Below are 18,193 nucleotides of genomic sequence, written 5' to 3' on the forward strand. Positions count from 1 at the left end.
GGGTGAGGTGACGAGTGTGTGAACGCGGTCAGGACTGCGACGACGGTGCCGGCGCGCCCTGCGGCTCGGGTACCTGGTCGTCCTCGTACACGTTGAAGCGATAGCCGACGTTGCGCACCGTGCCGATGAGCTGTTCGAGGTCGCCGAGTTTCGCCCGCAGGCGTCGCACGTGCACGTCGACGGTGCGGGTGCCGCCGAAGTAGTCGTAGCCCCATACTTCGCTCAGCAGCTGTTCGCGCGTGAACACCCGGGAGGGGTGGGTCGCGAAGAAATGCAGCAGCTGGAACTCCTTGTAGGTGAGGTCGAGGGGCTTGCCGTGCACTTTCGCTGAGTACGACGATTCGTCGATCGTGATGCCCGAGGTCTGAATGCGGGTCGAGACCTGCTCCGCGTTCTGACGGCCGATCGCGAGACGGATGCGGGCGTCGACCTCTGCGGGCCCGGCGCCGACGAGGATGACATCGTCGATGCCCCAGTCGGTCGAGACCGCCGTGAGCCCGCCCTCGGTGACGACGAGGACGAGCGGGGCATCGAGTCCGGTCGTGTTGAGGATCTTGCACAGCGACTTCGCGCCGACCAGGTCGGTGCGGGCGTCGAGGAAGATGACGTCGGCGTTGGGGGCGTTGACCAGTTGCGCGGGCTCTGCGGGAATCTGGCGCACACGGTGGCTCAGCAGCTCCAGCGCAGGCAGAACGGAGTCGCCGCTGGGAGCGGAACTGAGAACGAGGAGCTGCGCCAAAGGGGGATCCCTCCACGGGATGGCCGAACGTGCCCCTATCCTAGGCCGTCGCCGACGGCCTGCTTCGCGCGGCGGGCGCTCGCTTACGTCACAATGGAGGCATGGCCCTGCCCGAACTCGCTCCGCGCAACACCTTCATCGGTGTCGTCGTCGTCTGGGTCGCAGCCGCTGTGCTCGCGCTGGTGATCGGCATGGTCGCGCCCGCCGACTGGCGCGCCGCCTGGATGCCGCTCGGGTTGGGTGCGTGCTTCTTCCTCGCCTTCGGCATCCAGCTGTCCTACGGCACGTCGCAGGGATTCATCCAGCGCGTCGCAGCGAGCGTGCTCGGCGCGATCGCCGTGATGGGGTTCATCGGCATCGGCTTCGGGCTGGCCACGCTGTTCCCGGCCTGATCGGCGAGGTCTGGGCCGCGGGGTGCCGCGGGCGGCGTAGAGTGGGGGGCATGGACCTGTTCGCGCTCGAACTCTTCTTCGTTGGGCTCCTCGGCCTCGCGTCGCTGGCGATCCTCTTCGTCTCCGGCGTGGTGATCAAGAACCTCTACCGCGGCCAGCGCTGAGCACCGTGATCGAGATTCCGACCGATCTGCCGGCGGACCTCGTTCCGCTGTCATGGCTGCTGGGCGTCTGGGAGGGCACCGGGGTCATCGACTACGAGGCCAGTGGTCACCATTTCACGGGCGAGTTCGCGCATCGTGTGAGCTTCAGTCACGACGGCGGTGACTTCCTGAACTATTCCGCCGGCGCCTGGCTGCTCGGCGACGGCGAGGCCCGAACGCCTCTCGTGGCCGAGACTGGCTTCTGGCGGCTGGCGCGGCCGTCCGCCGACCACGACCCGGGTCCCGGCCTGTTGCCGGCGATGGTCGAGGCCTCGGCGCCGCGCACGGCCGACGATGTCGAGACACTGCGCAACGCCGACGGCGGGTTCGATATCGAGGTCTCGCTCGTGCACTCCGACGGCGTGAGCGAGTTGTACCTCGGTCAGGTAAAGGGCCCGCGCATCGACCTCGCCACCGATGCGGTCGTCCGCACCGCCGGTGCCAAGCACTACGCAGCGGCGACGCGGTTGTTCGGGCTGGTCGACGCGCACCTGTTGTGGGCGTGGGACATCGCGGCGCTCGGCGGCGAGCTCGCGTCGCACGCGTCTGCGCGCTTGGCCCGGGCGGAGTGAGCATCGTGGCAGACGCGTTCGTCGCGCTCCCCGGCGCTGTCTTCGATGAGGTGGGGCTCGTCCACCTCGGTTCGCCGATGCGTGAGCAGCGCGCCCTTGCCGCAGGCACCGCCGTCGCGCCGCTGTCCGACCGACGCGTGCTGACGGTGGCCGGTGAAGACCGGTTGACGTGGCTCGACTCGATCACGTCGCAGGCCGTCGCGCGGCTGCAGCCGGGTGAGAGTTCGGAATTGCTCGTCCTCGATCCGCACGGTCACGTCGAGCACGCCGCGGCCGTCGTCGACGACGGCACCCGCACGTGGCTCATCGTCGATGAGACGGACGCCGAGGGCCTGCTGACCTTCCTCACCCGCATGCGGTTCCGACTTCGCGTCGACCCGCAGGACGTGTCGGCGGCTCATCGCGTGATCGGCGGAACGGCCGACGCGACCGCATCACTCGACGCGGTCGCCGTGTGGCAGGATCCATGGCCCGCGGTGCGCACCGGAGGGTGGGGTTACGCCGCCACCGACCCGCACCCGGGTGCCGAGCGCGACTGGTCGGAGGCGGTGATCACGGCATCCGCGTATGAGGTGCTCGCCGCGTCACGAGCGCCTGAGTCGATCGCCGGGCGCCTCGCGGCCGACGCGCTGCGGATCGCGGCATGGCGTCCGCGCGTCGCCGCTGAAGCAGACGAACGGACGCTGCCGCACGAGGTTGACTGGCTGCGAACGGCCATCCACCTCGAGAAGGGGTGCTACCGGGGGCAGGAGACGGTCGCCAAGGTGCACAACCTCGGCCACCCGCCCCGTCGCCTTGCCGCGCTGCACCTCGACGGCAGTGATGCTGAGCTTCCGTCGCCGGGTGCAGAAGTCCGCCGCGACGGCGAAGCCGTCGGCGCCATCACCTCGGTGGCGCGCCATTTCGAAGAGGGGCCGATCGCGCTTGCACTGCTCAAGCGCACCGTGCCGGTCGACGCCGCGCTGACGGTTGCCCTGGACGGCGAGGGTGAGGTCGCCGCCGCCCAAGAGCAGATCGTGCCGCCTGACGCCGGCCGGACGGCATCGATCCCACGGATGCCGCGACTCTCACGCCGCCGGTGAGCATGAGCGAGGTGCCGCCCACGGCGCCGGTTCCGACGGGATGGCGTTCCCGGTTCGACCTCGCCGCGCGCCTGCACCGCGTGCGCGACTCGCTGCCTGCGATCGCGCAATTGGTCGTCGCCGCGACGCTCGCCTACCTCATCGCCCACATCGGCCTCGGTCACGAGGCGCCGCTGCTGGCAGCGACCGTGACGATCTCCAGTCTCGGGCTCGCGCGTGATGCCCGTCCGCTGCGGGTGCTCGAGACGGTCGTCGGCATGGTCGTCGGCATCCTCGTCGCAGAGCTGCTGCTGGTGCTGCTCGGCGCGGGATGGTGGCAACTCGGCGTCGCGCTGGCGGCGACGCTGCTCGTCGCTCGCGTGCTGTCGTCGCAGTCGGGATTCGCGATCGCGGCGGCCATCCAGTCGCTCATCGTGATGGTCCTGCCCGCCAGCGCGCCGGGGCTGCGTCTGGTCGACGGCGCGATCGGCGGCGTCGTCGCGCTCGTCGTCACGGCCCTCATCCCGCGCAGTCCGCTGCGACGGGCCGTCGCCGACGGTGAAGCGCTGTTCACGGGCCTCGACAACGCGATGGGCACCGTCGCGCAGGCGCTGCTGCGCGGTGACCGTGTGCGCGCCGAACGGGCGCTCGAGAAGGCCCGCGCGCTGCAGGCGCCGCTGGACCAGTGGCGCGGATCGGTCGAAGCCGGTGCGGCGATCGCCCGCATCTCACCGTTCCTCCGGCGGCAGCGCTCAGAGCTGGCCCGGCAGCAGCGCATGCTCACGCACGCCGACTTCGCGACCCGCAATCTCCGCGTCATCGCCCGTCGCTGCGTCTACCTCATCGGCGACGGCGAACACCGACCGGTGGCTGCGGACCTCCTCATCCAGTTGCGCGTCGGGACGGCGCTGCTCGGCGGATCGCTCGCCGACATCTCGCTGCAGCCTGCGGCTCGAGAGGCGATCCGGGCCGTCGCGGCACGACTCGACCCCGAGATCGGCGCGGGCTCGGGCGACCAGAACCTCGTCGCCGCCCTCCGTCCGCTCGCGGTCGACCTGCTGGTCGCGACGGGCATGGAGCCCGCCGACGCCCGCGGCATCCTGCCGTCGTTGTGACCTCGCCGCTGTGCGGTGCCGATCAGTCCGGGCGGACGGCATCCCATGGCACGGTGACTTCACCCAGCCGCCAGCGGGACCGCCCCGACACCGGCCACCCCGCCGATGCAAGGGCATCGAGGGCGGTGCGCCACCGCTGGACCGGTCCGAAGGCGGAGGCAGCGACCGCGCGGGTCCATTCAGCATCGAGCGCGCTCAAGAAGGCGTGGACGCGTTCGCCGTGGACGTTGTGATGGATGAGCGCCTTCGGCAGTCGCTCGGCCGCGATCGCGGGGGCGTCCAGGCCGGTCAACCGCAGTGAGACGGTGAGCGTGCGCGGTGCCGCATCGGCGCCCACCTCGATCCAGGTGCAGATGCGACCGAGCTCATCGCACGTGCCCTCGACGAGCATGCCGCCGGGCTGCAGTCTCGACGTCATGCGGCGCCACGCCCCTGCGACGTCCGCCTCGTCGTACTGCCGCAGCACGTTGAAGGCGCGGATGACCGCCGGCGCACGGTCGCTCGGCACCTCGAAGCCGCCCCGGGCGAACCGCACCCGGGCGTCTGTGGCGAAGTCGGTGAGGCCCTCGCGCACCAGCCGGAGCTGCTGCCTGGCGCGCTCGACCCGCTCGGGGTCGATCTCCAACCCGAGCACCTCGACATCGGGCCTGCTCCGCCGCAGCCGGGCCTCGAGTTCGAGGGCGGTCACCCCGCTCGCGCCGTATCCGAGGTCGACGACGAGCGGGTCATCGGTGCGACGCAGCACAGGATGCCGTGCGATCCACCGATCGATGCGCCGCAGCCGGTTGGTGCCGGTCGTGCCGCGCGTGATCTGCCCGACCGGTCCTGGCGTCATGAGCCCATGATGCCAGGGGTGACGTCGATAGGATGGCGGCATGAGTGCCCCCTACACGCTGATTCTCCTCCGCCACGGGCAGAGCGAGTGGAACAAGACCAACCAGTTCACCGGATGGGTGGACGTGCGCCTGACCGAGCAGGGCCGGTCCGAGGCACAGCGCGGAGGTGAGCTGCTCAAGGAATCGGGCATCCTGCCCGACGTGCTGCACACGTCGGTGCTCAGCCGCGCGATCCAGACTGCGAACATCGCGCTCGACGCCGCCGACCGCCTCTGGATCCCCGTCAAGCGCTCATGGCGCCTCAACGAGCGCCACTACGGTGCGCTGCAGGGCAAGGACAAGGCGCAGACGCTCGAGGAATTCGGCGAGGAGCAGTTCATGCTGTGGCGTCGCTCGTTCGACGTGCCGCCCCCGCCGCTGCCGGCCGACGCCGAGTTCAGCCAGGTCGGCGACCCCCGCTACGCCGGGATCGACGGCGAGGTGCCCGCGACCGAGTCGCTCAAGATCGTGATCGACCGGATGCTGCCCTACTGGGAGTCCGACATCAAGCCCGACCTCGCCGCCGGCAAGACGGTGCTCGTCACGGCCCACGGCAACTCGCTGCGCGGCCTCGTCAAGCACCTCGAAGGCATCAGCGACGCCGACATCGCAGAGCTGAACATCCCCACCGGCATCCCGCTCGTATACAAGCTGGATGCGGACTTCGCGCCGATCGGCGCCGGCGAGTACCTCGATCCGGCAGCGGCCGCGGCGGGTGCCGCCGCCGTCGCCAACCAGGGCAAGCACTGACACGCACGACAAAGCAGCGGGCCCGGATGCCGATCGGCATCCGGGCTCGCTGCTCGTTGCGGCCGGTGTCAGCGCGCGTCGGCGTCGACGACGGTGATCGCGTCGGTGTCGGGCGTCCAGTCGCCGGTCGCGAGGTAGGCGACCTTCTTGGCCACCGACACGGCGTGGTCGGCGAAGCGCTCGAGGTAGCGGCTGGCGAGCGTCGCGTCGACGGTTGCGGCGGCCTCGCCCTTCCAGTTGTCGCTGAGGACCTTCTCGAAGACCGAGATGTGCTTGTCGTCGAGTTCGTCGTCGAGGTTGCGCAGCGTCTCGACGAGCGCGAGGTTCTCAGTGCGCAGCAGTTCGCTGAGCGTGCGAGCCACCTCGACGTCGAGCTCGCCCATCGTTGTGAAGGTGTTCTTGAGTCCCTTGGGGATGGCCCGCTCGGGGAAGCGCATCCGCGTGAGCTGCGCGATGTGCTCGGCGATGTCGCCCATGCGCTCGAGCGACGTGCTCACGCGGAGGGCGGCGACGACGATGCGCAGGTCGCGGGCGACCGGCTGCTGGCGGGCGAGGATCTCGATGGCGAGTTCGTCGAGTTCGACAGCCTTGACGTCGATGATCTGGTCGGCTTCGATGACCTCTTCGGCCAGGCCGACGTCACTGGTCGCGAACGAGCGTGTGGCCTTGTCGATGGCGACCGTCACGAGGTCGGCGATCTCGACCAGACGTGAACGCACGTCCTCGAGCGACTGGTGGAACACTTCGCGCATGGATGGTCCTAACTTGTCTCGTCCCGGGGCGCGCGGCACTGTCCGCGCGCGGCCTCCGAGATCATCCCCCTCGAAGGTTAACGAACGGTGCCGCATCGGTGAACATCGGGCGGTGATCGGCCGTACGGGGCCGAACCGGTCGTTTCGAAGGTCGTCACCCACCGTACGCTGAGAGCCATGGAACCGACGCTGCTGGCGCTGCTGGCGCTCACGCTTGGCGTGGTGATCGGAGCGGCCGTCGTCGGACTCGTGATGATCGCCCTGCGTGCGCGCGACCGCGTGCATGAGGAGTCGTCGCTGGACGTGCCCGACGGTGCTGCCGCCGTTCTCCTGGGCATGGACGACGCCGCAGTCGTCGTGGACGGATCCTTCAAGGTGGTCGCGGCTTCGGGGCCGGCGGCGGCATTCGGCATGACGGAGGGTGAGACCCTCGTCGGCGACGAACTACGGGCGCTGGTGCGGGCGGCGCGAGGGAGCGGGCGAGCCGAATCGGAGACCCTCCGCCTCACGCGCGGCACGCTCCCCGCAGATGATCGCCTCGTCACCGCTCGCGCCAACGTCATCACACCGCGACTGATCCTGCTGCTGCTGCGTGACATCACCGAGCGCGAGCGGGTGGAGGAGATGCGGCGTGACTTCGTGGCGAACACGAGCCACGAGCTGAAGACCCCCGTCGGCGCCATCACGCTGCTCGCCGAGGCGATCGAGATGGCGGCTGATGACGAGGCGCAGGTGCGCCATTTCGCCGGTCGCCTGTCGGCGGAGGCAGGGCGACTCGGTCAGCTCACGAGCCGCATCATGAACCTTTCGCGCCTGCAGTCGGCGCCCGAGCTGTCGGAGCTGCGCGACATCTCGGTCGACGAGCTCGTCGGCTCCGCGATCGAATCGCAGGCCGTCTCCGCCGAGGCGGCCGGCATCACGGTCGTCCGCGGTGGCACCAAGGGGCTGTTCGTGCGCGGCGACGCGCAGATTCTCACCGATGCGATCGCGAACCTCATCGCGAATGCGATCGCGTACTCGCCCGAGGGTGGTCAGGTCGGCATCGGCGTCAAAGACGGTGACGGCACCGTGGAGATCGCCGTGACTGATCGCGGCATCGGCATCCCGGAGGGCGACCAGCAACGCGTGTTCGAGCGGTTCTACCGGGCCGATCAGGCCCGCAGCCGTCGAACCGGCGGGACCGGGCTCGGGTTGTCGATCGTCAAGCACGCCGTCCAGCGTCACGGCGGTGAGGTTGTGCTGTGGTCCCGCCCCGGTCGTGGTTCCACGTTCACGGTCCGGTTGCCTGCCGTGCCGGCGCCGCCCTCGGCGGGGTCCACGAAGAAGAAGAAGAAATCCGCCCGGTCGAAGACTCGGGCGAAGGGAGAGAAGCAATGACCCGCGTGCTGATCGTCGAGGACGAGCCTGATCTGGCCGACCCGCTTGCGTACCTGCTGCGTCGCGAAGGGTTCGAGGTCGAGATCGCCGAGGACGGGCCCACCGCACTCGAGGCGTTCGCCGCGCACGGACCGGACATCGTGCTGCTCGACCTCATGCTCCCCGGTATGGCAGGCACCGAGGTGTGCCGCATCATCCGCACGACCTCGAAGGTGCCGATCATCATGCTCACGGCGAAGGACTCCGAGGTCGACATCGTCGTGGGACTCGAACTCGGTGCCGACGACTACGTGACCAAGCCGTACTCGTCGCGTGAGTTGCTCGCGCGGATGCGGTCGGTACTGCGCCGATCCGACGCCCCCGAGCTCGACGTCGAGGAGCGCGTGCTGGAGGGCGGCCGTGTCACGATCGACATCGACCGCCATACGGTCGCCGTCGACGGCGCAGAGATCTCGATGCCGTTGAAGGAGTTCGAACTGCTCGAGGTGCTGATGCGCAACGCGGGTCGCGTGCTGACCCGCGGCCAGCTGATCGATCGCGTGTGGGGGAGTGACTACTTCGGTGACACAAAGACGCTCGACGTGCACATCAAGCGCATACGATCGCGCATCGAGAAGAGCCCGAGCGAGCCGGTCATGCTGCTGACCGTACGCGGGCTCGGCTACCGCTTCGAGGGTTGAGCGCCCGCTCAGGCAGCGGGGACGAACTCGCTGAGGTACGGCAGCTTGCCGTCGAGCACCGGCACTGCGGTCTCGACGGCGGTGCCGTCGCCTGACTGGAATGACACGTCGACGCCGCCGCCGACCTCGGCGCCGAGTCCTTCGAACAGCAGCGGCGCGGCGCCGTCGACGCCGAGGCTCACGGTGCTGCGAGCGGGAACGTTGACCGTCTGCGTCTGACCGGCGACACCGACGATGAGCGTCTCGGACGTGTCGGTGTCATTGACGACGGCGGCGATGAAGTTGCCGACATCCCCGGTGGGGTCGGAGACGATCAGTGCGTTGCGCACCTTGAGCGGGCCCGACGAGTCGGCGACGTTGACGCCTTCGGCGGGAGAGTAGGGGATCGTGGTCGCCTGCGGCGAGATCATGGCGCATCCAGATGCGCCGAGCACGACGGCCAGTCCCAGGGCGAGCGAGGCGATGGCGCGCTTGTTCACGGATCCTCCAGATAAGTGCAGACGACGACGTGTCCATCCTAACGGGCGCGCGCGTGCGTGCGGGATGCGGTGGGCCCCTGCGCCGGAGAACCTTAGCGTATGTCGCCTGTGGTATTCTGGAGGTTGCCGAAAGGACATAACTGCATGCTTTTTGAGGTTGGCGAGACGGTCGTCTATCCGCACCACGGGGCCGCGACGATCATCGAGGTCAAGGACCGCATCATCAAGGGTGAGACGAAGAAGTATCTGAAGCTCAACGTCACCCAGGGCGACTTGGTCATCGAGGTTCCGGCAGAGAATGTCGATCTGGTCGGCGTTCGCGATGTCATCGGCAAGGACGGCCTTGAGAAGGTCTTCGATGTGTTGCGTGCTCCCTTCACCGAGGAGCCGACCAACTGGTCGCGCCGCTACAAGGCGAACCTCGAGAAGCTCGCTTCGGGCGATGTCATCAAGGTGAGCGAGGTCGTGCGCGACCTGTGGCGCCGTGACCAGGACCGCGGCCTGTCGGCCGGGGAGAAGCGCATGCTTGCAAAGGCACGCCAGATCCTCGTCTCCGAGATCGCGCTCGCGCTGAAGTCCGACGAGGAGCACGCGTCCTCCGTTCTGGACGACGTCCTCGCTTCCTGACCCGACCCGGAGGGCCGTGCGATCGGTAGCCTCGAACGCATGAGCATCATCGCCGCACCGCGCGTGGCCGTCATCGTCGTCGCGGCGGGATCCGGAACGCGTCTGGGCGCCGACATGCCGAAAGCGTTCGTCGGTCTCGGTGCGCACACGATCCTCCGCCACGCGCTCGCGGGCGTGTTCGCGGGCCCGGAGGCGCAAGTCGTGATCGTCGCGCCCGAGGATCGACTCGGTGACGCCCGCACCGACGCCGACGAGGCTGCTGGTTCGAGACGCGACCTCGTTTCGGTGGTCGCCGGTGGCGCGACGCGACAGGCGTCGGTCGCGGCGGGCCTGCATGCCGTGTGGCCCGACGTCGAGATCGTGCTCGTGCACGATGCGGCGCGCGCCTTGACGCCACCCGACGTGTTCGCGCGGGTGATCGAGGCGGTGCGCTCGGGGCAGGATGCTGTACTCCCCGTGCTGCCGGTCGTGGACACGCTGAAGAAGGTCGCGGCATCCACCGTCGTCGCCGCCGTCGACCGCGCCGACCTCGCCGCTGCGCAGACCCCGCAGGGGTTTCGCCGGGACATCCTCGACACCGCCTACGGCGCTGCGGGAGCGGACTTCACCGACGACGCGGCGCTCGTGCAGCACGCGGGCTTTCCGGTGTTCACCGTCCCGGGCGACGAGCGCGCGTTCAAGATCACGACGCCGGCCGACCTCCAGCGCGCCGCGCTGCTCGCAACGCCCGTCACGCCGGTGCATCCGTTCCCTCGTGTCGCCGCGCCCCGGGTCGGGGTGGGCACCGACGTGCACGCCTTCGGCGGTGAGGGCGCGCTCTGGCTCGCCGGGCTGGAGTGGCCCGGCGAGGTGGCGCTGCACGGGCATTCCGACGGCGACGCCGTCGCACACGCGATCGTCGACGCGGTGCTCGCGGCCGCCGGTCTCGGTGACATCGGCACGCACTTCGGCACCGACCACCCCGAGTACGCGGGTGCGCACGCCGACGCGTTCCTCGGGCGGACGCGCGAACTCGTCGAAGCCGCGGGCTACCGGATCGGCAACGTGTCGGTGCAAGTGCAGGCCAATCGTCCGCGGTTCGCGGCACGCCGCGTCGACGCGGAGCAGGTGCTCTCGACGGCGCTCGGTGCACCGGTCGCGGTGTCGGCCACGACGACCGACGGGCTGGGGTTCACCGGCGCTGGCGAGGGCGTAGCGGCGTTCGCCGTGGCAGTCGTGCTCCCCGCGTGAGCGCGACCGTCGTCAGAGCGCCATCGTCATGAAGACCGAGTGGCGGTCCGGGCGGTAGTCGCCGAACGGCTCGCACAGCTCGAAGCCGGCCGAGGCGTACAGCCCGCGAGCAGGCGCGAACGACGCCTGACTGCCCGTCTCGAGCCAGAGCCGCGTCATGCCGCGCTCGCGCGCGTCGTCCAAGATGCGGGTGAGCACGGCGCGGCCGACACCGGTTCCGCGGAAGGCGTCATCCACCCGCATCGACTTGATCTCGCCGCTGCCGTCGCCGAGATCCTTCAACGCCCCGATGCCAGCGAGCCGGTCATCGCTCCAGGCCGACCAGAACCGCACGCCGGGTTCGCGCAGCGCATCGACGTCGAGCACGTGGCAGCTCTCGATCGGTGACGTCGCCCGCATGTCGGCGTGGTGGGCGGCGATGAGCGCCCGCGTCGCCGCACCCGACAGGTCGTCGGCACGCACGTCGAGCACGGGCGCATCGGAGGTTCCGGTCATGCGCACACCGTAGCGCGCGCAGGTTTCGCGCACATCACGCTTCGGCGGCGTACGGCGCGGGGTCTCGCGGTTGCCGCGAGAAGACGGCGAGCAGCACGAGACCGGCGGCAAGGACGAGGATGCCGATGACGGCGCCGCCCGTGAGGGTCTCGCCGAGCAGGAGCACCCCCAGCATCCCTGCCGTGAGCGGCTCGGCGAGCGTCAGTGTGGCGGCGGTCGCGGCCGTGAGCCGCTGCAGTCCCCAGGTGAACAGGGTGTAGGCGACGGCGATGGTCGCAAGGCCCAGCCAGAGCGCCACCGTCAGCCCGCCCGGCGAGGCGAGCCAGCCGAGATCCACGAACAGCAGCGCGAGTGCGCCGCAGATGGCCGAACCGGCTCCCATCGCGCCCGCGACGGTGAACGGGTCCCAGCCGTCATCCATGAGCCGCCGCTGCGCATTCGCGAACACGGCGAACGCCGCCCCGGCGCCCAGCGACCCGACGATGCCGAGCGGATCGGCGCCCCCTGCGCCGCCACCACTGATGGCGAGCACCGCGACCCCGACCGTCGCCAGTGCCGTCGCGGTCATCCACACCCGGCTCGGCAGGCGCCGGGTCATCGCCCATTCGAGCAGTCCCGCCAGCACCGGCGCCGACCCGAGCGCGATGACGGTGCCCACGGCGACCCCGCTGCGTTCGGTGCCGAGGAAGAACAGCGGCTGGTAGGCGGCGAGGCAGACGCCGGTGACGGCCATGAGCGCGAACGCACGGCGTGTCAGCCGGGGCGGTGCGGACTGTCGGGCACGCTGCCGACGGCCGATTCCGAGTCCGATCGCCGCGAGCGCCGTGCCGCCGATCACGAGCCGGGCGACGCCGACCGACAGGGGCGTCGTGTCGCCCGGGCCGAGGGCCTGCGCCGTCCCCGTCGTGCCGAAGAGCACGGCGGCTGCCAGCACGGCGAGGACGGGGATCACGCTTCCAGTTCTACACGCCCTCCGCGTGCTGCCCGTACGGTTGAGGGATGCCGATTCCCGCACCCGTCACCCGCTCGGGCCTGGCCGCTGTCGAGACCTGCTGAGCGGCCCGACGTCATGAATGCTGACCGTCACCACCCGCTGAAGCGCGCGGGCCGCCGGTAGGCTGTTCTGGTGACGGTCCGGCTCTATGACACCAAGGCGCAGGCGCTGCGCGATTTCGCGCCGCTCGACCCGTCGAACGTCACGATGTACGTCTGTGGGGCGACGGTGCAGTCGGGTCCGCACATCGGTCACCTCCGGGCGGCGCTCGCGTTCGACGTGATGCGGCGCTGGCTCGAGCACCGCTTCGGCACCGTCACGTTCGTCCGCAATGTCACCGACATCGACGACAAGGTGCTCGCGAACGCCGTCCACCCCGACGAACCGTGGCTCGACGAGCCGTGGTGGGGCCTGGCGTACCGCATCGAGCAGGAGTTCACGCAGGCGTATGCCGCCATCGGCATCCTTGCGCCGACGTACGAACCGCGCGCGACGGGTTCGATCCCGCAGATGATCGAACTCATCGAGACGCTCATCGCGAAGGGGCACGCGTATGCCGCCGCGGGCAGCGTCTACTTCGACGTGCCGTCGTGGCCTGAGTACGGCGCGCTGACCAATCAGCGGGCCGGCACGCTCGACGCATCGCCCGACACGGATGCCGGCAAGCGCGACCCGCGCGATTTCGCCCTGTGGAAGGCCGCGAAGGCGTCCGAACCGGCCGACGCCACGTGGGCGTCGCCGTGGGGTCAAGGGCGGCCGGGGTGGCACATCGAGTGCTCGGCGATGAGTCGCCGCTACCTCGGCGCTGAGTTCGACATCCATGGCGGCGGACTCGACCTGCGCTTTCCGCACCACGAGAACGAACTGGCCCAGTCGACCGCCGCCGGTGACGGCTTCGCGCGCTACTGGGTGCACAACGGCCTCGTGACCGTCGGCGACCAGAAGATGTCGAAGTCGCTCGGCAACTACGTGCTTGCGGCAGATGTGCTCGAGGGCCGGGACCCGCTCGTGGTCCGCTATGCGCTGCTCGCGGCGCACTACCGGTCCAGCCTCGACATTGGCGACAGCACGTTCGCTGAGGCGGAGGCGTCGCTGGAGCGCATCTCGGCCTTCCAGCAGCGAGCGGTGCGCGCTGTGTTCCCGACCGACGAGGGCGCGTTCGGATTCTTCGGCAGCGAGTACCCGCCGGCGTTCGGCGCGGCAATGGATGACGACCTCGGCGTACCGCAGGCGCTCGCCGCCCTGCACGAGACGGTCCGCGCCGGGAACATCGCGCTCGATGCCGGCGACCTCGATGCGGCACGCGCGGCCCTCACGGCCGTCGCGTCGATGACGGCGGTGCTCGGCATCGACCCGATGACCTCGACCACCCGCTGGAAGGCTGGCGTGCAGCGGGGGATGGGCGCCCTCGACGTCCTCGTGCGCACCATGATCGATCAGCGCGCCGAGGCGCGCGCCAGCAAGGATTGGGCGACGGCCGACCGCATCCGCGACGCGATCGCGGCGGCCGGCATCGCCCTTGAAGACGGTCCCGACGGGACCCATTGGAGTGTGAACCATGGCGAAGTTCGGTAACCCGTCCGCGGGCAAGGGCAAGAAGAAGGGCCCGACGAAGGGCTCTGGCGGCAAGGGACGCCGGTCGCTGGAGGGCAAAGGCCCGACGCCGAAGGCGGAGGACCGCGCCTGGCATCCGGCCGGCAAGCGCAAGGCCGCCCAGGAGCGCTATGTGGCATCCGGTGGCAAGCCGCGCCCGAAGCAGGGGAACGTGAACCGGGCGCCCAAGGCGAAGGCCGGCGACGACACCGAGAACGTCACCGGGCGCAACAGCGTGCTGGAGGCGCTACGGGCGAAGATCCCCGCGACCGCGTTCTACATCGCCCAGCGCGTCGAGATGGATGACCGCGTCAAAGAGATGCTGTCGATCGCGACGCACCGCGAGATCCCGGTGCTGGAGGTCACCCGGCAGGAGCTCGACCGCATGGCCGGGTTCGACGGCGTGCACCAGGGCGTCGCGCTCAAGGTGCCGCCGTACGAGTACGCGCACCCGCAGGACCTGCTCGAGGAGATCATCGAGACGGGGGAGACCCCGCTGCTCGTGGCCCTCGACGGCGTGACCGATCCGCGCAACCTCGGTGCGATCATCCGCTCCACGGCGGCGTTCGGCGGGCAGGGCCTCATCGTTCCGCAGCGTCGTTCGGCGGGCGTCAACTCGGCCGCGTGGAAGACGAGCGCGGGCGCAGCCGCCCGCATCCCGGTCGCGATCGCGCCGAACCTCACGACGACGCTCAAGGAGTTCAAGAAGCAGGGCGTCTTCGTGCTCGGCCTGGACGGAGGCGGCGACGTCTCGCTGCCGGCGCTCGAGCTCGCCGACCGCCCCGTCGTGATCGTCGTCGGCTCGGAAGGCAAGGGCCTCTCGCGCCTGGTCACCGAGACATGCGACCAGATCGTCTCGATCCCGATCTCGTCGGCTACCGAGTCGCTGAACGCGGGGATCGCGGCGTCCGTCGCGCTCTATCAGGTCTCGACGATCCGCGCCGCCGCGGAATGAACTGAGCCGTTTCGGGAAGAATCTCGCAGCGTGACCGGTTGCGTCCCAGCAGAGCCGCTACGAAAGGACACCCCATGACCCGCATCGCTGTACTCGGAGGCACCGGCTACGCCGGCCGTCACATCATCGCGGAGGCCGCAGAGCGCGGGCACACGATCGTATCGGTGGCGCGGAGCATCCCCGGTGAACGGGTGGAAGGTGTGACGTACATCGAGGGCACGCTGCTCGACGTTCCGGCGCTGGCTGCTGAGCTCGAGGGCGTGGACGTGCTGATCTCGGCGATCGCGCCGCGCGGCGACATGCTCGGGCAGGTTCGTCCGAACCTGCACGCGCTGCTGTCGGTGCTGCCGGAGTCGGTGCGCGTCGGCGTCATCGGCGGCGCCGGCGGCAGCCTCGTCGCCGAGGGCGGCCCGCGCGTCATCGACAGCGGTTTCCCCGACGAGTTCAAGCCCGAGGCCGAAGAGGCCATCGGCATCCTCGATGATCTGCAGGCAGACACCACGGGCCGCGATTGGTTCTTCGTGCACCCCGCCGGCGGCTTCGGCGCGTGGGCGCCCGGCGAGCGCACCGGCACCTACCGCATCGGCGGCGACGTGATCGTCACCGACGAGGCCGGCGAATCCTTCATCTCCGGCGCCGACCTGGCCGTCGCCGTGCTCGACGAGATCGAGAAGCCCGCGCACCACCGCGCGCGCTTCACCGTCGGCTACTGATCAGACGAGGTCGCGCCAGTCCAGCGCCTGGGTCTCGGTGCCGGGCTCGGGCACGTCGTCGTCGGACTCGATGACCGGCACCGCGGTCGTCTCGGTGGGCGGGCCCATGACGGTCGCCTCGTCACGGCGGTGGCGCAGCACCTCTTCGACGTACGACCCCAGCGCCTCGGCGAGGGGGACTGATCGGCCGAGTGCCTGCGACTTGTACCAGCGGTGCTCCAGCACCTGGTGGAAGACCTCGGCGGGCTCGAGCTTGGCGCGCAGATCCCACGGGATCGCCTTCACCACCGGTTCGAAGATGCGCGTCAACCACTCGTGGGCGACCATCTCCTCGTCGGAGCCGAGGCGTGAGACGCGCGCCTTGAACTCGTCCATGTCGTTGAGCAGGCGGCGGGCCTGGTTCTCTTCGACGTCGAGCCCGGTGAGGCGGATGAGGCGGCGCTGGTGATGCCCGGCATCCACGACCTTCGGTTGGATCGAGAGCGTCGTGCCGTCGTCGGTCGTCTGGATCGCCATTTCGCCGATGTCGAAGCCCAGCTCGTTGAGGCGGTGCACGCGTTCGGTGATGTGCCACGACTCGTTGGCGGAGAAGGACTCCTGGTCCTTGAGGGCACTCCACAGCGACCAGTACGCCGTGAGGATGCCGTCCGCGATGGCGAGGGCATCCACACCGCCCTCGAGCCTGCCGCCGGCTTCGAGGTCCATGATCTCGCCGGCGATGTTCGTGCGAGCGATGTCGAGGTCGTGCTCGCGCTGCCCGCGGGTCAGGCCGCCTTCATGCAACTCACCGGTCTCGGCGTCGACGAGGTAAGCGGCGAACGCCCCGGCGTCACGACGGAACAGGGTGTTCGACAGCGAGACGTCACCCCAGAAGAACCCGACGTTGTGCAGCCGCACCAGCAGCGCCGCGAGCGCGTCGACGAGACGGGTGGCGGTGTCGGGACGCAGCACCTGCGTGAACAGCGCACGGTAGGGGAGTGAGAATTTCAGGTGCGACGTGACGAGCGCCGCAGGCAGCGGGTTTCCGGCGGCGTCACGACGTCCGTCGATCGCGGCGACCCGGCTCACGCAGGGCACGTCGAGGCGTGAGAGCGAGCCGAGCATCTCGTACTCGCGTCGGGCCATCTCGGCAGTCGTCTCCTTGACCGCGACGACGCTGCCCGACAGGTTCGCGAAGCGGACGAGGTGTCGTGAAATGCCCTTCGGCAGGCTCACCACGATGTCGTTGGTCCATTCACCGAGCGGCGTCGACCAGGGCAGCGCCAGCAGCCCGGCATCCACGCTGCTGGCGGTGATCGTCAGAGAAGCGGGCACGAATCCTCCGGGGAGCAGGGGGCGGAATGCAACGCGGCGCAGGGGGTCTTGCGACCCGCCCGCGCCGCGGTGCGTGGAATTTCGGTCAGGCCGAAGCAATGGCCTTGTCGGTGAGACGCTCGCCCGATTCCTGGTCGAAGACGTGCACGTGGTCCGGAACCGGAGCCAGCACGACCTTCTCGCCGGCGTTCGGGTGGTTGCGGCCGTCGACGCGCGCCACGATGTCGGTGCGCTTGCCCTCGATCTCGGTGTGGCCGTACAGGTAGCCGTCCGCGCCGAGCTCTTCGACGAGGTCGACGTCGACCGTGAGGCCCTGGCCGTCGGCCGGGTTGACCACGAGGTCTTCGGGGCGGATGCCGACCGTGACCTCGGAGCCGTGCGCCTTGCCCAGCGTGTCGGCCTCGATGCGAACGACCTTGTTGCCGAACTGCACGCCGCCCTCCACCAGCGCGGCCGGGAACAGGTTCATGGCAGGCGAGCCGATGAAGCCGGCGACGAACACGTTCTGCGGCTTCTCGTACAGGTCGCGCGGGGTGCCGACCTGCTGCAGCAGGCCGTCCTTGAGCACGGCGATGCGGTCACCCATCGTGAGCGCCTCGGTCTGGTCGTGCGTGACGTAGACGGTCGTGACGCCGAGGCGGCGCTGGAGCGACGCGATCTGGGTGCGGGTCTGCACACGGAGCTTGGCGTCGAGGTTCGACAGCGGCTCGTCCATGAGGAACACCTGGGGCTGACGCACGATCGCGCGGCCCATGGCGACACGCTGACGCTGACCACCCGAGAGGGCCTTCGGCTTGCGGGTCAGGTACTGCTCCAGGTCGAGCAGCTTGGCGGCCTCGAGCACGCGCTGCGCACGCTCTTCCTTGTTGACGCCGGCGATCTTCAGGGCGAAGCCCATGTTCTCGGCGACGGTCATGTGGGGGTAGAGCGCGTAGTTCTGGAACACCATCGCGATGTCGCGGTCCTTCGGCGGGACGTCGGTGACGTCGCGGTCGCCGATGCGGATGGCGCCGGAGTTGACCTCTTCGAGGCCGGCCAGCATGCGCAGCGAGGTGGACTTTCCACAACCGGACGGGCCGACGAGAACGAGGAATTCCCCGTCACCGACCTCGAGGTTGAGCTTGTCGACCGCGGGGCGAGTGCCACCGGGGTACAGACGGGTTGCGTTGTCGAACGTGACTGACGCCATGATTTTCTCCTTCACCGGCAGGTACGTGCCGGACGATCCGTAGTGAATGGATGCGAGACGCTGCCCGCGCGCCCACCATTGGGCGTAC

The 18,193-nt window shown here is 69.7% G+C and carries 20 protein-coding genes; 12 read left to right on the forward strand and 8 right to left on the reverse strand.

From position 1 onward, the window contains the following. Positions 1 to 28: 28 nt before the first annotated feature. Complete coding sequence (locus AC3ENX_RS01475) at positions 29 to 739, reverse strand: response regulator transcription factor (RefSeq protein ID WP_434810071.1); 711 nt, start codon at positions 737 to 739, stop codon at positions 29 to 31. 101 nt (positions 740 to 840) lie between these two features. On the opposite strand from AC3ENX_RS01475, the gene AC3ENX_RS01480 reads away from it, so the two are divergent. The 4 genes from AC3ENX_RS01480 to AC3ENX_RS01495 all read left to right on the forward strand — a co-directional run bounded on the left by AC3ENX_RS01480 (position 841) and on the right by AC3ENX_RS01495 (position 4,082). Then, on the forward strand, positions 841 to 1,131 hold the full coding sequence (locus AC3ENX_RS01480) for a hypothetical protein (protein WP_434810072.1): 291 nt from the start codon (positions 841 to 843) through the stop codon (positions 1,129 to 1,131). Between the two features lie 169 nt (positions 1,132 to 1,300). After that, positions 1,301 to 1,906: a nitrobindin family protein gene (locus AC3ENX_RS01485; RefSeq protein ID WP_434810073.1), complete on the forward strand. Its 606-nt coding sequence runs from the start codon at positions 1,301 to 1,303 to the stop codon at positions 1,904 to 1,906. A gap of 5 nt (positions 1,907 to 1,911) precedes the next feature. Beyond that, positions 1,912 to 2,988 carry a CAF17-like 4Fe-4S cluster assembly/insertion protein YgfZ gene (gene ygfZ / locus AC3ENX_RS01490; RefSeq protein ID WP_434810074.1) on the forward strand — a complete coding sequence of 359 codons (1,077 nt, stop codon included), beginning with the start codon at positions 1,912 to 1,914 and terminating at the stop codon, positions 2,986 to 2,988. A 2-nt stretch (positions 2,989 to 2,990) separates the two neighbouring features. Continuing rightward, positions 2,991 to 4,082: an FUSC family protein gene (locus tag AC3ENX_RS01495; RefSeq protein WP_434810369.1), complete on the forward strand. Its 1,092-nt coding sequence runs from the start codon at positions 2,991 to 2,993 to the stop codon at positions 4,080 to 4,082. A 22-nt stretch (positions 4,083 to 4,104) separates the two neighbouring features. Here the strand turns inward: AC3ENX_RS01495 and AC3ENX_RS01500 are convergent, their stop codons facing one another. Then, complete coding sequence (locus AC3ENX_RS01500; protein WP_434810075.1) at positions 4,105 to 4,917, reverse strand: class I SAM-dependent methyltransferase; 813 nt, start codon at positions 4,915 to 4,917, stop codon at positions 4,105 to 4,107. 40 nt (positions 4,918 to 4,957) lie between these two features. Between AC3ENX_RS01500 and AC3ENX_RS01505 the strand changes: the two genes are divergently transcribed. After that, on the forward strand, positions 4,958 to 5,707 hold the full coding sequence (locus AC3ENX_RS01505) for a phosphoglyceromutase (RefSeq protein WP_434810076.1): 750 nt from the start codon (positions 4,958 to 4,960) through the stop codon (positions 5,705 to 5,707). 68 nt (positions 5,708 to 5,775) lie between these two features. On the opposite strand, the gene phoU is transcribed toward AC3ENX_RS01505, so the two are convergent. Beyond that, positions 5,776 to 6,459, reverse strand: coding sequence for a phosphate signaling complex protein PhoU (gene phoU, locus AC3ENX_RS01510; RefSeq protein ID WP_434810077.1), 684 nt, complete (start codon positions 6,457 to 6,459; stop codon positions 5,776 to 5,778). 177 nt (positions 6,460 to 6,636) lie between these two features. Here phoU and AC3ENX_RS01515 point away from each other — a divergent pair, with 177 nt between their 5' ends. Both AC3ENX_RS01515 and AC3ENX_RS01520 read left to right on the forward strand, forming a co-directional pair. After that, complete coding sequence (locus AC3ENX_RS01515; protein ID WP_434810078.1) at positions 6,637 to 7,836, forward strand: sensor histidine kinase; 1,200 nt, start codon at positions 6,637 to 6,639, stop codon at positions 7,834 to 7,836. After that, a complete protein-coding gene (locus AC3ENX_RS01520) occupies positions 7,833 to 8,516 on the forward strand; it encodes a response regulator (protein ID WP_434810079.1) in 684 nt (227 codons plus the stop codon). Before AC3ENX_RS01515 ends, AC3ENX_RS01520 begins: the two co-directional genes overlap by 4 nt. An 8-nt stretch (positions 8,517 to 8,524) precedes the next feature. Here the strand turns inward: AC3ENX_RS01520 and AC3ENX_RS01525 are convergent, their stop codons facing one another. Next, the gene (locus tag AC3ENX_RS01525; RefSeq protein WP_434810080.1) at positions 8,525 to 8,995 is read right to left on the reverse strand and encodes a DNA modification methylase; all 471 of its coding nucleotides are present in this window, start codon (positions 8,993 to 8,995) and stop codon (positions 8,525 to 8,527) included. Between the two features lie 144 nt (positions 8,996 to 9,139). Between AC3ENX_RS01525 and AC3ENX_RS01530 the strand changes: the two genes are divergently transcribed. Both AC3ENX_RS01530 and ispD read left to right on the forward strand, forming a co-directional pair. Further along, entirely contained in the window at positions 9,140 to 9,622 is a 483-nt protein-coding gene (locus AC3ENX_RS01530) for a CarD family transcriptional regulator (RefSeq protein ID WP_434810081.1), read from the forward strand. 39 nt (positions 9,623 to 9,661) lie between these two features. Next, positions 9,662 to 10,852, forward strand: coding sequence for a 2-C-methyl-D-erythritol 4-phosphate cytidylyltransferase (ispD, locus tag AC3ENX_RS01535; RefSeq protein ID WP_434810082.1), 1,191 nt, complete (start codon positions 9,662 to 9,664; stop codon positions 10,850 to 10,852). Positions 10,853 to 10,864: 12 nt separating this feature from the next. Here ispD and AC3ENX_RS01540 read toward each other — a convergent pair whose 3' ends face one another. Together AC3ENX_RS01540 and AC3ENX_RS01545 are read right to left on the reverse strand one after the other, a co-directional pair. Then, positions 10,865 to 11,347, reverse strand: a complete 483-nt coding sequence (locus AC3ENX_RS01540; protein ID WP_434810083.1) for a GNAT family N-acetyltransferase — start codon at positions 11,345 to 11,347, stop codon at positions 10,865 to 10,867. 34 nt (positions 11,348 to 11,381) lie between these two features. Next, entirely contained in the window at positions 11,382 to 12,299 is a 918-nt protein-coding gene (locus AC3ENX_RS01545; RefSeq protein ID WP_434810084.1) for a DMT family transporter, read from the reverse strand. Between the two features lie 174 nt (positions 12,300 to 12,473). On the opposite strand from AC3ENX_RS01545, the gene cysS reads away from it, so the two are divergent. The 3 genes from cysS to AC3ENX_RS01560 all read left to right on the forward strand — a co-directional run bounded on the left by cysS (position 12,474) and on the right by AC3ENX_RS01560 (position 15,602). Further along, the gene (gene cysS / locus AC3ENX_RS01550) at positions 12,474 to 13,916 is read left to right on the forward strand and encodes a cysteine--tRNA ligase (RefSeq protein ID WP_434810085.1); all 1,443 of its coding nucleotides are present in this window, start codon (positions 12,474 to 12,476) and stop codon (positions 13,914 to 13,916) included. Continuing rightward, positions 13,900 to 14,889 carry a 23S rRNA (guanosine(2251)-2'-O)-methyltransferase RlmB gene (gene rlmB, locus AC3ENX_RS01555; protein ID WP_434810086.1) on the forward strand — a complete coding sequence of 330 codons (990 nt, stop codon included), beginning with the start codon at positions 13,900 to 13,902 and terminating at the stop codon, positions 14,887 to 14,889. The genes cysS and rlmB overlap by 17 nt, the downstream gene beginning before the upstream one ends. Positions 14,890 to 14,963: 74 nt before the next feature. Further along, positions 14,964 to 15,602 (forward strand): NAD(P)-dependent oxidoreductase, encoded by a 639-nt coding sequence (locus AC3ENX_RS01560; RefSeq protein ID WP_434810087.1) that lies wholly within the window; start codon positions 14,964 to 14,966, stop codon positions 15,600 to 15,602. Here the strand turns inward: AC3ENX_RS01560 and AC3ENX_RS01565 are convergent, their stop codons facing one another. Together AC3ENX_RS01565 and AC3ENX_RS01570 are read right to left on the reverse strand one after the other, a co-directional pair. After that, on the reverse strand, positions 15,603 to 16,916 hold the full coding sequence (locus AC3ENX_RS01565) for a DUF4032 domain-containing protein (RefSeq protein ID WP_434810088.1): 1,314 nt from the start codon (positions 16,914 to 16,916) through the stop codon (positions 15,603 to 15,605). It lies immediately after the preceding gene. Positions 16,917 to 17,001: 85 nt separating this feature from the next. After that, positions 17,002 to 18,105: an ABC transporter ATP-binding protein gene (locus AC3ENX_RS01570; protein ID WP_434810089.1), complete on the reverse strand. Its 1,104-nt coding sequence runs from the start codon at positions 18,103 to 18,105 to the stop codon at positions 17,002 to 17,004. Between the last annotated feature and the right edge of the window lie 88 nt (positions 18,106 to 18,193).

The organism is Microbacterium sp. bgisy189 (genome assembly GCF_057707225.1).

Excerpts from the sequence above, each read along its gene's own strand:
- phoU (WP_434810077.1), bottom strand. The coding sequence starts at position 6,459 with ATGCGCGAAGTGTTCCACCAGTCGCTCGAGGACGTGCGTTCACGTCTG.
- AC3ENX_RS01515 (WP_434810078.1), top strand. The coding sequence starts at position 6,637 with ATGGAACCGACGCTGCTGGCGCTGCTGGCGCTCACGCTTGGCGTGGTG.
- rlmB (WP_434810086.1), top strand. The coding sequence starts at position 13,900 with ATGGCGAAGTTCGGTAACCCGTCCGCGGGCAAGGGCAAGAAGAAGGGC.
- AC3ENX_RS01560 (WP_434810087.1), top strand. The coding sequence starts at position 14,964 with ATGACCCGCATCGCTGTACTCGGAGGCACCGGCTACGCCGGCCGTCAC.
- AC3ENX_RS01540 (WP_434810083.1), bottom strand. The coding sequence starts at position 11,347 with ATGACCGGAACCTCCGATGCGCCCGTGCTCGACGTGCGTGCCGACGAC.
- AC3ENX_RS01570 (WP_434810089.1), bottom strand. The coding sequence starts at position 18,105 with ATGGCGTCAGTCACGTTCGACAACGCAACCCGTCTGTACCCCGGTGGC.
- AC3ENX_RS01505 (WP_434810076.1), top strand. The coding sequence starts at position 4,958 with ATGAGTGCCCCCTACACGCTGATTCTCCTCCGCCACGGGCAGAGCGAG.
- AC3ENX_RS01530 (WP_434810081.1), top strand. The coding sequence starts at position 9,140 with ATGCTTTTTGAGGTTGGCGAGACGGTCGTCTATCCGCACCACGGGGCC.
- AC3ENX_RS01520 (WP_434810079.1), top strand. The coding sequence starts at position 7,833 with ATGACCCGCGTGCTGATCGTCGAGGACGAGCCTGATCTGGCCGACCCG.
- AC3ENX_RS01480 (WP_434810072.1), top strand. The coding sequence starts at position 841 with ATGGCCCTGCCCGAACTCGCTCCGCGCAACACCTTCATCGGTGTCGTC.
- AC3ENX_RS01495 (WP_434810369.1), top strand. The coding sequence starts at position 2,991 with ATGAGCGAGGTGCCGCCCACGGCGCCGGTTCCGACGGGATGGCGTTCC.
- AC3ENX_RS01500 (WP_434810075.1), bottom strand. The coding sequence starts at position 4,917 with ATGACGCCAGGACCGGTCGGGCAGATCACGCGCGGCACGACCGGCACC.
- ispD (WP_434810082.1), top strand. The coding sequence starts at position 9,662 with ATGAGCATCATCGCCGCACCGCGCGTGGCCGTCATCGTCGTCGCGGCG.